Genomic DNA, 13,807 nt, shown 5'->3' on the forward strand with positions numbered 1-13,807 from the left:
TCACAAAGCTGCGTCACGCAGCGAATAAGGCGCGAAATACACAGAAAAATCCACCGCAGTTTGCGCACGAAAAAGATGAGAGCGAGCAACCTCGCTCTCACAGCTCAGGCGTTCAGTTGGCGAAGTCGGTGGACAGCGCCAGCTCATTCCAATCGGCCAACTCCTGCGCCACCAACCGATTCTTCGCGTCGATCCGCGCCACCGTGTCACTGCCCAATGCCAGTCGCAGCGGCGGGTTCGGCGCATTGACCAGCGTCAGCATCGCCTCGGCGAACTTCTGCGGATCACCCGGTTGCGCATGGTTGGCCGCCTCGGCGAATGCACGCATCTTGCCAACGGTTTCGTCATAGTCCGCCAGTTCAAGCCGGGTTTTGATCAGCGACTGTTCATCAAGGAAATCGGTGCGGAAGAAGCCCGGCTCGACCACCGTGGCTTGAATGCCCAGCGGCGCCAGTTCCTGATGCAATGCCTCGGTAATGCCCTCGACGGCGAACTTGGTCGAGCCGTAAACACCCCAGCCCATATAAGCCTGGTAGCCGCCGATCGACGAGATGTTGATCACCCGGCCACTGCGTTGAGCACGCATGTGTGGCAGCACGGCGCGGGTGACGTTGAGCAGGCCGAACACGTTGGTGGCGAACAGGCGCTCGGTCTCGCTGGCACTGGTTTCTTCCACCGCGCCGAGTACGCCAAACCCGGCGTTGTTGATCAGCACATCGATACGGCCAAAACGCTTGATGCCTTCGGCAACCGCTTGGTGCGCTTCGTCTTCACGGGTGACGTCGAGACGCACCGCCAGCAGGTTCGGTTGCTCGCCGAGACGATCGGTGATGTCTTGCGGGTTGCGCGCGGTAGCGATCACCGCGTCACCGGCACGCAAGGCGCGTTCTGCGATGAGGGTGCCAAAACCACGGGAAGCGCCAGTAATAAACCAGGTACGCATTTCAACTCCTCCTGTCTGCGACCTTTGGCGAGGGTGCCAGGTCTTCTTGATGAGTTGATGCGACTTTAAGGCCGTGCTACTGATGTGATAATCCCAACAATTTTGCATGACTTTGTGAAAGGTATTCACAGATGAAATCACCTTCGGCAGCCGATCTGTCGGTCTTTCTGTACACCGCGCAGCACTTGAACTTCAGCAAAGCGGCCATCGAACTCGGCCTCACGCCCTCGGCCCTGAGCCATTCGGTCAAAGCGCTGGAAAACCGTCTAGGCGTACGCCTGTTCAATCGCACCACCCGCAGCGTGGCATTGACCGAGGCTGGCGAACGCCTGTACGCGCGATTGAAACCGGCGTTTCGCGACATCGACGATGCGCTGGAAGATCTCAACCATTTCCGCGATAAACCCTCGGGCAACTTGCGCATCACCTCGGGGCGGCAAGCCTGCGAACTGGTGTTGCTGCCGATTGCCAGTGAGTTTTTGCAGCTGTACCCGGACATTCGTCTGGAAGTGGTCGAGAGCGATGCGCTGCTGGACATCGTCGCCAACGGCTTCGATGCCGGTGTGCGCTTCGGCGATCGCCTGGAGGCCGACATGGTGTCGCTGCCGATCGGTCCGACAATGCGTTCGGTGGTGGTCGGTTCACCGGCATTTTTCGAGCGCCACGCGGCACCGCAAAAGCCCGAGGACCTGCACGGACTGCCGTGCATCCGCCACCGTTACCCCAGCGGTTCGATGTATCGCTGGGAGCTCGAGCGCGGCGGCATCGCCCAGGAAATCGAAGTCAATGGCCCGCTGACTCTTGGCGATGTCAGCCTGATGATCGGGCCCGCGCTGCAAGGGCTGGGCCTGGCCTATGTGTTCGAAGACATGGTCAGCGAACACCTCGCCAGCGGGCGCCTTGTGCAAGTGCTGGCTGACTGGTGCCCGTACTATCCGGGTCTGCACTTGTACTACCCGAGCCGGCGTCATGTGCCGGCAGCGCTGAAGGCGTTTATCGACTTCGTGCGCAACCGGCACTAGCGCTTACAGGTACTTCAGCCAGGCGATGTCGCGGCGGCGGGCCTTCAATGCCGAGAACCAGCGTACGGCCGGGAACAGCGCAATCGCCAGAATGACTGCGGCCAGCCAGATTGCCGAGACGGACGAAAAACCGAAATAGCTGTCCTGATTCAGCCCGAACAAGGCCACGCCGATCAGGTACAACACCTTCAACGTGTACAGGTGCAGCAGGTAGAAAAACATCGGCGCCGAACCGAACACGGTCAACCAGCGAATCCAGCGACGATCCTGTACACGCTCGAAGGCCAGTAGCAGCAACAGCCCGACGCTCACGGTCAGCGCGATAAACAGCAACGACGGCGGGTACTTGGTGATGTTGAAAAAGCTCATCAGGGTTTGCACCGACGTGTCGCCCACGGCCCATGGTTTCTCGCCATAGCCGTTGATCAGCCGCAGTCCGACAAAGCCAAGCAGTCCTGCGCTCCCCGCGATCAGCAGTTGCCACTGACGCAACCCCGCTTCAACGCCGCGAGCGAACCACGGCCCCAGCGCATAACCCAGACCGATCACACCGATCCACGGCAACAACGGATAGGAGGTGCGCAGGCGCAGAGTGTCGCTGACGTCGATCCAGCCGCGATCATGCAAAATCGCCCAAGGTACATGCAGCGCCGACTCCACCGGGAAATGCACAGTGTCGAGCAGGTTGTGTCCGGCGATGATCATCAGGCTCAACGTCAGCAACAGCCAGCGTGGCAGCCAGACCAGCAGCGACAAGGCGATCATGCTCAAGCCGATCGCCCAGATCACTTGCAGATAAATCACACTCGGTGGCAGCTGGAAGGTCCACGCGAAGTTCACCAGGGTGAATTCCAGCAGCACCAGAAACAGACCACGCTTGAACAGAAAGGCGCTGACATCAGACTTGCCCGCGTACTTTTCACCGAACAGCCACGCCGACAATCCCGTCAGCAGCATGAACACCGGCGCACACAGATGCGCCAGGGTGCGACTGAAAAACAGCGCCGGCTCGGTGCTGGCAATGTCCATCGGGTCGCTGACCTGGCGATGCAGCAAAAAGGTTTCGCGCACGTGGTCGAGCAGCATGAACAGAATGACCAAGCCTCTGAGGGCGTCAATGGACAGCAGTCGGCCAGTGGTCAACGGGGCAGAACGAGGAAGCACAATCGTCATGAGCGTTTCGCAATCGAAGGGTTAACAGCAGGCGCCCAAAAGGAACACCGCTAAAAATTCGCGTTACCTTATAACAATAAATAGCAAAAACCAAAGCCCAATCGATAGCGATTCTCAGAAAAACCTCAGTTGATCAAGCCGGGCAAGTTGCCCAATAGCCTCAGGCTTCTATAGTGATCAAGTCCCCTGCCCTTGCGGCTGCTGTCGAGCGTTGTCCATGGTCAACACCGAACACCTGATCATCTGCGAACACTGCGATTGTGTGTACGAAAAAGCCGTGCTGGCCAAACACCAGAAAACCTCATGCGTGCGCTGCGGCGGCGTACTCCAGCGCTTCAACGGTTTGACCGTCGAACAGCGTCTGGCCCTGACCTTCACGGCGGCGATGCTGTGGTTGTTTGCGAACTTCTATCCGGTGATGAGCATCAGCCTCAAAGGCCTGAAAAACAGCGCGACGCTGTGGGATTCGGTGCTGGCGCTGAGTCAGGGGCCGATCACCTTCATGGCGATGGTTGCGGCGATTTCGATCATCATTGCCCCGGCGTTTCAACTGGTGCTGCTGATCTGGGTGCTCAGCTTCGCGCTGTCATCGCGACGCGCGCCGGGCTTCAAGCTGTGCATGCGCTGGCTGGAAACCCTGCGGCCGTGGAGCATGCTTGAGGTATGCCTGCTCGGAGCGATGGTGGCGGTGTTCAAACTGGCGGGATTGCTCGACGTGTTGCCCGGCATCGGCCTGTTCGCGCTGGCCGTGCTGAGCCTGATGATGATCAGGATCGCCGGCCGCGATATTCGCGACCTCTGGGACATTCTATGAAACGGCCACCGACTGCCAGCGAACTCAATCTGTGCCTGTGCCACAGCTGCGGCCTGGCCTGCGACATGACCGACGAGCCGCATGAATGCCCGCGCTGCGATGCGCCACTGCACCGGCGCAAAACCAACTCGCTGGCCCGTACTTGGGCCTACATGCTCGCGGCGCTGGCGTTTTACGTGCCAGCCAACCTGCTGCCGGTGATGAACACCACCATGCTCGGCAGCGGCGCCGACAGCACGATCATGAGCGGTGTACTGGAGTTCTGGGAACACGGCGCGTGGGACATTGCGCTGATCATTTTCATCGCCAGTATCGCCGTGCCGGGAGTCAAGTTCGTCGCCCTGACGCTGCTGCTGATGACCGTGCAACGCGACAGCGCCTGGGCGCGCAAAGAGCGCTCGAAGCTGTTCCGCTTCGTCGAGCTGATTGGCTATTGGTCGATGCTCGACGTTTTGGTGGTAGCGCTGGTCGCAGCATTGGTGAAGTTTCAGGCGCTGGGCGACATCGAGCCACGACCGGGCATTCTGTTTTTTGGCCTGGTCGTGGTGTTCACCATGCTCGCAGCGATGAGTTTCGATCCGCGCCTGATCTGGGACAAGGACACGGACGAATCCCTCAGCGACGCTGAACCTCAAGCAGCACCTGCAACGGATGGCGCAGTGACTGATCCGACTGGCGCTTGACCTGACTGCGGCAGGAATAACCGGTCGCCAAGGCTTCGCCCTGCTCTGCCGACGCGTCGACCTGACGTGCCCACGACTGCGCGTAGATCACCGCTGAGGTTTGGCGATTGCGCGCCTCGTGGCCATACGTGCCGGACATGCCGCAGCAACCGGTGGCTTGCGTGGCCAGCTTCAATCCTGCGCGTTCGAATACCTCTTCCCACTGGCGGGTGGCGGCCGGGGCGTTGGTTTTCTCGGTGCAATGGGCGAGCAGTCGGAACGCTGCGCTTTTATCCTGCGCCGCCTGCTCTGGCATCACCTTGAGCAACCACTCCTGCACCAGCGCCACTTCCGGGCATTGCTCCATGCCCGGCACTTTCAGGTATTCCTGGCGATACACCAGCGTCATCGCCGGATCAAGGCCCAGCAACGGCACACCCACATCGGCCAACTCACGCAACTGCCGCGCATTACGCAACGCCGCGCGGTTGAACGCCGAGAGGAAGCCCTGCACGTGAAGCGGTTTGCCGTTGGCGCTGAACGGCGCGAGATAGACCTGATAACCCAGACGCGAAATCAACTCGACCAGATCGGCCAACAGCGGCGCTTCGAAGTAGCGGGTGAACGCGTCCTGCACGATGACCACGCTGCGTTCACGTTGCGCCTCGGTCAGCGCCGACAACGTCGAAACCTTCGCCGGTTGCACCTGCCAACGGCGCATCGCCGCATGGAAATCAAAACGACTGAGCAAAGGCACATCGATCATGCCGCCGACCCGTTCCAGCAGGCTGCGAACGAATGAAGCGCCCATCAAGCCGTTGTACAGCGCCGGAATCCGCGCCATGTACGGGATGCTGTACTCCAGCGAAGCAATCAGATAATCCCGCGCCGGGCGCAGATAACGGCTGTGATACAGCTCGAGAAAGCGCGAACGAAACTCCGGCACATTGACCTTCACCGGGCACTGCCCTGCGCAGGATTTGCACGCCAGACAACCGGCCATGGCGTCGTAGACTTCATGGGAGAAGTCCTCGGATTGGGCACGGCTGTTACGCCAGCGCTGCCACAACGTGCTGAAAAACGCCGGCTTGCGAATCGCATCGGACAACACGTCGACACCCGCCTCGCCCTGCAAGCGCAGCCACTCGCGAATCAACGAGGCGCGGCCCTTGGGCGACTGAGCGCGTTCACGGGTGGCTTTCCACGACGGGCACATGGCGTCATCGGGATCGAAGTTGTAGCAGGCGCCGTTGCCGTTGCAATGCATCGCGGCGCCGTAGTCCTGCCAGACTTTTTCGTCGATCTGCCGATCCAGCTCACCACGCAAAGTGACTTCGTCGATTTTCAGCAGCGCCGCTCCGGTGTTGGCCGGGGTGGCGATCTTGCCCGGGTTGAACTGGTTGAACGGGTCGAACGCGGCCTTCAAGGCTTGCAGTGCCGGATACAGCTCACCGAAAAAGGCCGGTGCGTATTCCGAGCGCAGGCCTTTGCCATGTTCGCCCCACAACAGGCCACCGTAACGCTGGGTCAGCGCGGCAACGCCATCGGACACCGGGCGCACCAGCGCCGCTTGCTGCGGATCTTTCATGTCGAGAATCGGACGCACGTGCAGCACGCCAGCATCGACGTGACCGAACATGCCGTACTGCAAACCGTGGCTGTCGAGCAGGTCGCGCAACTCGGCGATGTATTCGGCCAAGTGCTGCGGCGGCACCGCAGTGTCCTCAACGAACGGCTGCGGCCGCGCTTCACCGGCAACATTGCCGAGCAGGCCCACTGCACGTTTGCGCATGCCATAGACTTTGTTCACCGCTGCGTGGCCGACCGCCAGCGTGTGGCCCAAACGCTCGACCGTGCGGTCGCTGCTCAAGTGCTCGACGAACGCTTCGACCCGGCGCTGCAAATCCTCCGGATCGTCACCGCAAAACTCCACCAGATTGATGCCCAACGTCGGGCGCTCGGCGCTTTCCGGGAAATACTCGGCGACGCCGTGCCAGACGATGTCCTGCATCGCCAGCAACAGCACTTTCGAGTCGACGGTTTCGATCGACAATGGCTTGAGCGCCATCAAGGCCCGCGCATCGCGCAGTGCGTCCATGAACCCGGCGTAGCGGATGTTCACCAGCATCGTGTGCTTGGGGATCGGCAGCACATTCAGCCGCGCCTCGACGACAAATCCCAGCGAGCCTTCCGCGCCGCACAGCACGCTGTTGAGGTTGAAACGCTTGTCCGCCTCACGCAGGTGCGCGAGGTCGTAACCGGTCAGGCAACGGTTGAGATCGGGGAAACGTTGTTTGATCAGTTCGCCCTGTTCATCAATGATCTGCCGCGCGCAGCGATAGACCTCACCGACGCGATCTTCGCGGGCACACAGCTCTTCAAGCTCACTTTCCTCAAGCGGCAAACCGTGCAGACGTTCGCCGCCGCGCAAAACCATGTCGAGTTCGAGCACATGGTCGCGGGTCTTGCCGTAGGTGCAACTGCCTTGGCCGCTGGCGTCGGTGTTGATCATGCCGCCGATGGTGGCGCGGTTGGAGGTCGATAATTCCGGAGCGAAAAACAGTCCGGCGGATTTCAGCGCAGCGTTGAGCTGATCTTTGACCACCCCGGCCTGCACGCGCACCCAGCGTTCCTCGACGTTGATTTCGAGGATGCGCTTCATGTGCCGCGACAGATCGACGACGATGCCGTCGGTCAGTGATTGGCCGTTGGTGCCGGTGCCGCCACCGCGCGGGGTGATCACCACTTGCTGATACGCCGGCTCGGCGATCAACCGCGCCACCCGCGCCACGTCCTCGGCGTCCAGCGGGAACACCGCCGCTTGCGGCAGGCGCTGATAGATCGAGTTGTCGGTCGCCAGCACCACGCGGCTGGCGTAATCAGCGCTGATTTCACCGCGAAAGCCGCTGGTTTTCAGGGCTTTGAGGAACTGTTGGTAATCGCTGGTCAGGGCTTTGGCGGGGGACAGCTGGGCAATCATCGGTCAGGTTATCTCGGTCAAATCGGGCCGCGTGGCGGTGAACAGTTGTACGCAACGAATGATTGCGTCAGGCTCCGCCATCTCATGGTGCCCATGTTCATTGCTGACGAACGCCGGGACAACCGTAAATTCGACCCGTTATTGATGACTTTTACGAATGAATCCGCGCACGCTCACCCCTTCCATGTCGTTATTGCTGGCCTTTGAGGCCGCCGCGCGCCATGAAAGCTACACCCGCGCCGCCCACGAACTGTCGCTGACGCAGAGTGCGGTCAGCCGTCAGGTGCAGATTCTCGAGAAGATGCTTGGGATGCGTTTGTTCACTCGCGAAGGTCGCAAAGTGGTGCTCACCGATGTCGGGCGCATGTATCAGCGCGAACTCGCCGAAGCGCTTGGGCAGATTCGCAGCGCGACCTTGCAGGCCATGGCGTTCGGCTCGGGCATTCACAGCTTGCGCCTGGCGACGCTGCCGACTTTCGGTTCGAAATGGTTGCTGCCGCGCCTGAAGGATTTCTACACCGCGCACCCGGGCATGACCGTGCATTTGCATTCGCGTATCGCAGCGATTGACTTCGATACCAGCGAAATCGATGCGGCAATCTGTGTCGGCGGTGGTGACTGGCCGGGGCTGACCGCCCTGCCCTTGCACACCGAGGAACTGGTGGTGATCGCCAGCGCGCAACTGTCTGACGCTGAGCGCGACGACGCCGAACAACACATCGCCGGGCAACTGCTGCTCAATGTCAGCAGCAATGCGCAGGCGTGGGCGGAATGGTTCAGCCATCAAGGTCTGCCGCACCGAAGCATGCGTATCGGGCCAAGCTTTGAAATGACCTCGCACTTGATTCAGGCGGTGCGGGCCAATATTGGTGTGGGGCTGGTGCCGCGAATTCTGGTCGAAGATGAGTTGTTGAATGGCGAGTTGCTGCAACTGGGCGAGCCGATCACCAGTCGACGCAGCTATTACCTGGTGTATCCGCCGCGCAATGAAAATTTACCGTCGCTGAAAGCGTTTCGGGATTGGCTGCTAGAAACGTTGTAACCGTGAGGACGCCAATCGCGAGCAGGCTCACTCCTACAGTTGGAACGCGTTTCCCTGTAGGAGTGAGCCTGCTCGCGATGGCGTCAATTCAGACACCTCAAAACCTTGGTTTAACCGCCCTCCAATCCGGCTTGTACCGCTGCATCTGCCGCACATCATCACGCTGACGAATCCCGCACGTCAGGTACTGATCATGCAGCCTGCCCAACTGCTCATGATCCAGCTCCAGCCCAAGCCCCGGTGCGCGGGTGATCTTCACGCAGCCATCGACAATCGGCAGTTTGCCGCCCTTGATCACCTCTTCATCCGGCTCCTGCCACGGGTAATGCGTATCGCAGGCGTAATCCAGATTCGGCACCGCCGCCGCGACATGGGCCATCGCCATCAGGCTGATACCCAGGTGCGAGTTGGAATGCATCGACACACCAACGCCGAACACATCGCACATCTTCGCCAGCGTTTGCGTGTCGCGCAGGCCGCCCCAGTAATGGTGGTCGGCGAGAACAATCTGCACGCTGTTTTGCGCGATGCTGCGGCGGAATTCGTCGAAATCGGTGACCACCATATTGGTCGCCAGCGGTAGACCGGTGCGCTTGTGCAGCTCGGCCATGCCGTCGAGGCCCGGGGTCGGGTCTTCGTAATATTGCAGATCATCGCCGAGCAATTCAGCCATGCGAATCGAAGTTTCCAGTGACCAATTGCCATTCGGATCGATGCGCAGCGGGTAGCCGGGGAAGGCTTTTTTCAGCGCCTTGATGCACGCCACTTCATGCTCCGGCGGCAACGTACCGGCCTTGAGTTTGATGCTCTTGAAACCGTACGCCTCGATCATCCGCGCGGCCTGCGCAACGATCTGCTGCTCGCTGAGTGCTTCGCCCCAGTTGTCCGGTTTGTACGGTGAATCGACATGCTGCGCATACTTGAAGAACAGATAGGCGCTGAACGGCACTTCTTCACGAATCGCGCCGCCGAGCAAGTCCACCAGCGGCACATTCAGGTAATGCGCCTGCAAATCGAGGAAGGCCACTTCGAACGCCGAGTAGGCATTGCTCACCGCTTTACTGGCGTGGGAACCGGGCGCCAGTTCGGCGCCGGCAAGACTGGCCGGTTTGTTCGCGGCAACGGTGGCCTGCACGATGGCGCGCAACTGGTTGAGGTTGAACGGATCAAGGCCGATCAGCTGTGCCTGCAACTGCTGCTGGATTGCAAGCGCCGGGGCATCGCCATAACTTTCGCCGAGGCCGATGTAGCCGTTGTCGCTTTCGATCTCGATGATCGAACGCAGGGCAAAGGGTTCGTGGATGCCGCTGGCGTTGAGCAGCGGCGGATCACGAAAGGCAATCGGGGTCACGGTGACACGGGTGATTTTCAAGATAACGCTCCTGACAGATCAACAATCAATTCAATGGCTCGCGGCCGGGCTGGCCGTCGCAACAACGGCGGTCTCGTCATGGGGCTTTGCCGGGGTTTTACCCTTGGCACCCGGGGCCGTGCGGGCGAAGAAGATCACCACCGCAGCGACCAGTGACGTCGCCGCCAGGCCGTACAGTCCGCCCTCGATGGAGCCGGTGGTTTCTTCGAGGATGCCGAACGCCGTCGGCGCAACGAAACCGCCGAGGTTGCCGATGGAGTTGATCAACGCGATCACCGCAGCGGCGATACGCGCATCCAGATAGCTTTGCGGAATCGGCCAGAACAACGCCGACGCAGCCTTGAAGCCGATGGCGGCGAAACAGATGGCAACGAAGGCGAAGATCGGCCCGCCAGTGGTCGACATGAACATGCCGATCGCCGCAATCACCAGCGTCAGCGCAACCCAGGCTTGCTGGAACTTCCACTTGCCGGCCATTGCCGCGAAGCCGTACATGGCAACAATCGAAATGATCCACGGAATCGAATTGAGCATGCCGACCTGGAAGTCGCCGAGATTGCCCATCTTCTTGATCATGCTCGGCAGCCAGAACGTCGCGCCGTAAATGGTCAGGGCGATAGAAAAGTAGATAAAGCAGAACAGCGCAATCTGCCGATCCGCCAACAGCTTGAACATCGACGGCTTGGCCACCTGCGACGCCTCACGAGCGCGCTGCTCTTCGGCAATTGCCGCCACCAGTGCTTCGCGCTCTTCTTCGCTCAGCCACTTGGCCTGACGCGGATGCGATTGCAGCCAGAACCAGACGAATGCGCAGAGCACCACTGAAGCCGCGCCCTCAATCAAAAACATCCACTGCCAGCCATGCAGGCCCAGTCCGCTGATGTGCAGCAACGCACCGGAGACCGGGCCGGAGATCACCGAAGCAATGGCCGAACCGCTGAGAAATACCGCCATGGTCTTGCCGCGCTCAGAGGCCGGCAGCCATTGGGTGAAGTAATAAATGATCCCCGGAAAGAACCCCGCCTCCGCCGCGCCGAGAATAAAGCGCAGCACATAAAAACTGGTTTCACCTCTGACGAAGGCCATGGCCATGGCCGCTGCGCCCCAGGTGAACATGATCCGCGTCAACCAGACCCGCGCGCCATAACGCTGCAAAAGCATGTTGGACGGCACTTCGAACAGCGCGTAACCGACAAAGAACAATCCGGCTCCGAGGCCATAAGCCGCCGCGCCGATGCCCAGATCGGTTTCCATGTGGCTGCGCACGAAACCGATGTTGACCCGGTCGATGTAGTTGACGATGAACATCACCACGAACAGCGGCAGCACGTGGCGCTTGACCTTGGCGGCGGCACGGGCGAGAACCGTGACGTCCAGCGGACTCTGGAGGGTTTTCAAGGGCGACTCCCGATCTTGTTTTTTTAGGGATGGCGTAAAGCGATGGACCGATCATGGACGGCGATCATTGATCCCGTCTAATCTAACTTGGCATTCGATTGATACCCGGATTAGATCAATGTTCGAACTGACCCAACTGCGCTGCTTCACCACCGTCGCCACCGAACTCAACTTTCGCCGCGCCGCCGAGCGACTGAACATGACGCAGCCGCCGCTCAGCCGGCAGATCCAGTTGCTGGAGCATCACCTTGGCGTCGAGTTGTTCACCCGCAGCACCCGCAGCGTCGCGCTGACCGCCGCTGGCCGTGCATTTTTCATCGAAGCACAGAATCTGCTGGAGCGCGCGCAGCAGGCCGCCGTCACCGCCCGGCGGTTTGCCGAAGGCGACATCGGGTCAGTGAACATCAGTTTTGTCGGCAGCGCGGTGTATGAGTTTCTGCCCAAGGTCATTGCCGAGGCGCGACTGAAACAGCCGCAGGTGAAAATCGATCTGGCGGAAATGAACACTTACCAACAACACGAAGCCCTGCGCGCCCGCCGCATTGATCTGGGCATCGCCCGTGCGCCGTTATTGGAGCCGGGCTACGCCACCGAATGCCTGGTGCGCGAGCCGTTTGTATTGGCGGTGCCGAGTGGACATCCATTGGCAACGGCGGCTGAAGTGGCGGTCAGTGACCTGGATAAACAACCGTTCCTGATGTACTCCCACGCCGCGTATCCGCCGTTCAATGAACTGCTGACCGGCATGCTGCGCTCGGCACGGGTTGCGCCAGATTATGTGCAGTGGCTGGGGTCATCGCTGACAATTCTGGCCCTGGTCAACGCCGGCATGGGCCTGGCGCTGGTGCCGCGTTGTGCGACCAGTGTGGTGTTCAGGAATGTGGTGTTTCGCGATATCGATCTGGGCGAAGGGGTGCAGAGCGAACTGCATCTGATCTGGCGGGAGAACAACGACAACCCGGCGTTTGCGATGTTGCTGGAAGCGATTCGCCGGGCGGTGGCTGAGGGTTGGGGCTAAGGAAATACTAGCTCTTCAACGGTGGTGGAGCGCTCGGTGCTCTAGGCTGCGCATTTGCCACTGGCTTGCCATCTTTCGTGTAGCGACGCGCTACCCAATCCGGCATTGGTTGCGGTGCTCTGGCTGTCATAACGAAACCTCCGATTTCGGGCCGAATTCGACCCACTTGACCTTCCCGGAATCTATCAGCAAAAACTCAGCGCCAAAAGGCACTTCTGCCCCTTCGGCATCCAGCCAACAGGGATTCTGCATCACGAACTGGCCACTGCTGGATTCCGGCGGCCACTCCACGGGCCAGCCAAACACGCGCCTTTCGTCGTTCAAATGCAGTGTGACCAAACGATGGTGCTGAGCAAAAATACTGAACCATTCGCTGGGGTAGGAAGTTTGTTTCGTGACATTTCGACTGCGTAACCAGCCATGCAATTTGTCATTCGTAGCCAGGTAGCAGGAAAGCAATCCGAGCGTCACCGACACAACGAATGCCCACATCGTTTCGGCCTTGGCATCCCAGCGCCCGACAGAAAATCCCTTCGAACCCACCCACAAACACAGAGTGCCCACGCCCCAAACCGCGCCCTGAATCACAAACGTAAAAATCAGCGCCTGCACAATCTGCCCGAACGTATCCGGTCGCTTGAACGCCGTCAGCGAATAAAAAATCCACGCTGACAAGAATCCGGGAATCAAGTACTGCAACAGCGGTATAACTTCTTTGACCAGATCATCCATGATCCGTGGCTCCTTGAAAGACCGGCCGACCTGACTATCGACCGTCCCTCAAAAGCCTAGTGCACACGAATAAAAACCCTCGTGCGCAACTGTCACCGTTCATTTCGCGAACCAAATCCATGTGGCGTGAGATTCTTGTCGTGCACATTGGGCTGCTGCATTGCCCTGACCGACATTTCCGACTGACTTTCAGCCTGAAAGCAGGCAAAAAAAAGCAGAAACCGTCGAGCCGGTTTCTGCTTTTATGCATTCAGAAATGTGGTTACAGGCAATCACGCACCGATTGGCGCAACGAACCGGACTTCGCCCACGGCGGCCCCTGATACAACGAAACCCGACTGCCGTCCTTGTATTTGACGATATCGAGAATCTCATCGGCCGTGATGATGCTCGGCGCGGTGATGCGGTAGCCGTTGGAGATCGACGTCTGCGAAGTCTTGGCCACATCCTTCTGCCACAACGGTAATACACACGCGGCATAGTCCTTGGGTGCCTTGTCACTGGTCTTGCTGACGTTCGGCTCACCCGGCACCAACGACGCCGGCAACGAGCAACCCGCCAACAGGGCCAACGCCAACGTCCCGATCCATATCCGCATAGTGTTTTCCTGATCTGAAAAAAGTGAATGTAGCGCGTAACCCGGCGCGCATC

At 59.8% G+C, this 13,807-nt stretch carries 12 protein-coding genes; 5 read left to right on the top strand and 7 right to left on the bottom strand.

Annotated elements, in window-relative coordinates; translation table 11 throughout:
• Window positions 1–112: 112 nt before the first annotated feature.
• Window positions 113–943 (bottom strand): oxidoreductase, encoded by an 831-nt coding sequence (locus tag KBP52_RS05990; RefSeq protein WP_212622351.1) that lies wholly within the window; start codon window positions 941–943, stop codon window positions 113–115.
• 131 nt (window positions 944–1,074) lie between these two features.
• Between KBP52_RS05990 and KBP52_RS05995 the strand changes: the two genes are divergently transcribed.
• Window positions 1,075–1,965 carry a LysR family transcriptional regulator gene (locus tag KBP52_RS05995; RefSeq protein ID WP_212622352.1) on the top strand — a complete coding sequence of 297 codons (891 nt, stop codon included), beginning with the start codon at window positions 1,075–1,077 and terminating at the stop codon, window positions 1,963–1,965.
• Window positions 1,966–1,968: 3 nt separating this feature from the next.
• Here KBP52_RS05995 and KBP52_RS06000 read toward each other — a convergent pair whose 3' ends face one another.
• Complete coding sequence (locus KBP52_RS06000; RefSeq protein ID WP_212622353.1) at window positions 1,969–3,138, bottom strand: DUF1624 domain-containing protein; 1,170 nt, start codon at window positions 3,136–3,138, stop codon at window positions 1,969–1,971.
• 217 nt (window positions 3,139–3,355) lie between these two features.
• On the opposite strand from KBP52_RS06000, the gene KBP52_RS06005 reads away from it, so the two are divergent.
• Together KBP52_RS06005 and KBP52_RS06010 are read left to right on the top strand one after the other, a co-directional pair.
• A complete protein-coding gene (locus KBP52_RS06005) occupies window positions 3,356–3,952 on the top strand; it encodes a paraquat-inducible protein A (protein WP_077573324.1) in 597 nt (198 codons plus the stop codon).
• Entirely contained in the window at window positions 3,949–4,635 is a 687-nt protein-coding gene (locus KBP52_RS06010) for a paraquat-inducible protein A (RefSeq protein ID WP_212622354.1), read from the top strand. Before KBP52_RS06005 ends, KBP52_RS06010 begins: the two co-directional genes overlap by 4 nt.
• Here the strand turns inward: KBP52_RS06010 and KBP52_RS06015 are convergent.
• On the bottom strand, window positions 4,568–7,594 hold the full coding sequence (locus tag KBP52_RS06015) for an FAD-binding and (Fe-S)-binding domain-containing protein (protein WP_212622355.1): 3,027 nt from the start codon (window positions 7,592–7,594) through the stop codon (window positions 4,568–4,570). The two genes, KBP52_RS06010 and KBP52_RS06015, sit on opposite strands and share 68 nt — an antisense overlap.
• A gap of 157 nt (window positions 7,595–7,751) precedes the next feature.
• Between KBP52_RS06015 and KBP52_RS06020 the strand changes: the two genes are divergently transcribed.
• A complete protein-coding gene (locus KBP52_RS06020; RefSeq protein ID WP_212622356.1) occupies window positions 7,752–8,636 on the top strand; it encodes a LysR substrate-binding domain-containing protein in 885 nt (294 codons plus the stop codon).
• 97 nt (window positions 8,637–8,733) lie between these two features.
• Here KBP52_RS06020 and KBP52_RS06025 read toward each other — a convergent pair whose 3' ends face one another.
• Window positions 8,734–10,008: a glucarate dehydratase family protein gene (locus tag KBP52_RS06025; protein WP_212622357.1), complete on the bottom strand. Its 1,275-nt coding sequence runs from the start codon at window positions 10,006–10,008 to the stop codon at window positions 8,734–8,736.
• A gap of 30 nt (window positions 10,009–10,038) precedes the next feature.
• Window positions 10,039–11,406, bottom strand: a complete 1,368-nt coding sequence (locus KBP52_RS06030; RefSeq protein ID WP_212622358.1) for an MFS transporter — start codon at window positions 11,404–11,406, stop codon at window positions 10,039–10,041.
• 118 nt (window positions 11,407–11,524) lie between these two features.
• Here KBP52_RS06030 and KBP52_RS06035 point away from each other — a divergent pair, with 118 nt between their 5' ends.
• On the top strand, window positions 11,525–12,424 hold the full coding sequence (locus KBP52_RS06035; RefSeq protein ID WP_077573330.1) for a LysR substrate-binding domain-containing protein: 900 nt from the start codon (window positions 11,525–11,527) through the stop codon (window positions 12,422–12,424).
• A gap of 126 nt (window positions 12,425–12,550) precedes the next feature.
• Here KBP52_RS06035 and KBP52_RS06040 read toward each other — a convergent pair whose 3' ends face one another.
• Together KBP52_RS06040 and KBP52_RS06045 are read right to left on the bottom strand one after the other, a co-directional pair.
• Complete coding sequence (locus KBP52_RS06040; protein WP_077573331.1) at window positions 12,551–13,156, bottom strand: DUF6338 family protein; 606 nt, start codon at window positions 13,154–13,156, stop codon at window positions 12,551–12,553.
• 262 nt (window positions 13,157–13,418) lie between these two features.
• On the bottom strand, window positions 13,419–13,754 hold the full coding sequence (locus KBP52_RS06045; RefSeq protein ID WP_077573332.1) for a hypothetical protein: 336 nt from the start codon (window positions 13,752–13,754) through the stop codon (window positions 13,419–13,421).
• Between the last annotated feature and the right edge of the window lie 53 nt (window positions 13,755–13,807).

The organism is Pseudomonas sp. SCA2728.1_7, assembly GCF_018138145.1.
Classification (GTDB): Bacteria; Pseudomonadota; Gammaproteobacteria; order Pseudomonadales; family Pseudomonadaceae; genus Aquipseudomonas; species Aquipseudomonas koreensis_A.

Excerpts from the sequence above, each read along its gene's own strand:
- KBP52_RS05990 (WP_212622351.1), bottom strand. The coding sequence starts at position 943 with ATGCGTACCTGGTTTATTACTGGCGCTTCCCGTGGTTTTGGCACCCTC.
- KBP52_RS05995 (WP_212622352.1), top strand. The coding sequence starts at position 1,075 with ATGAAATCACCTTCGGCAGCCGATCTGTCGGTCTTTCTGTACACCGCG.
- KBP52_RS06000 (WP_212622353.1), bottom strand. The coding sequence starts at position 3,138 with ATGACGATTGTGCTTCCTCGTTCTGCCCCGTTGACCACTGGCCGACTG.
- KBP52_RS06005 (WP_077573324.1), top strand. The coding sequence starts at position 3,356 with ATGGTCAACACCGAACACCTGATCATCTGCGAACACTGCGATTGTGTG.
- KBP52_RS06010 (WP_212622354.1), top strand. The coding sequence starts at position 3,949 with ATGAAACGGCCACCGACTGCCAGCGAACTCAATCTGTGCCTGTGCCAC.
- KBP52_RS06015 (WP_212622355.1), bottom strand. The coding sequence starts at position 7,594 with ATGATTGCCCAGCTGTCCCCCGCCAAAGCCCTGACCAGCGATTACCAA.
- KBP52_RS06020 (WP_212622356.1), top strand. The coding sequence starts at position 7,752 with ATGAATCCGCGCACGCTCACCCCTTCCATGTCGTTATTGCTGGCCTTT.
- KBP52_RS06035 (WP_077573330.1), top strand. The coding sequence starts at position 11,525 with ATGTTCGAACTGACCCAACTGCGCTGCTTCACCACCGTCGCCACCGAA.
- KBP52_RS06040 (WP_077573331.1), bottom strand. The coding sequence starts at position 13,156 with ATGGATGATCTGGTCAAAGAAGTTATACCGCTGTTGCAGTACTTGATT.
- KBP52_RS06045 (WP_077573332.1), bottom strand. The coding sequence starts at position 13,754 with ATGCGGATATGGATCGGGACGTTGGCGTTGGCCCTGTTGGCGGGTTGC.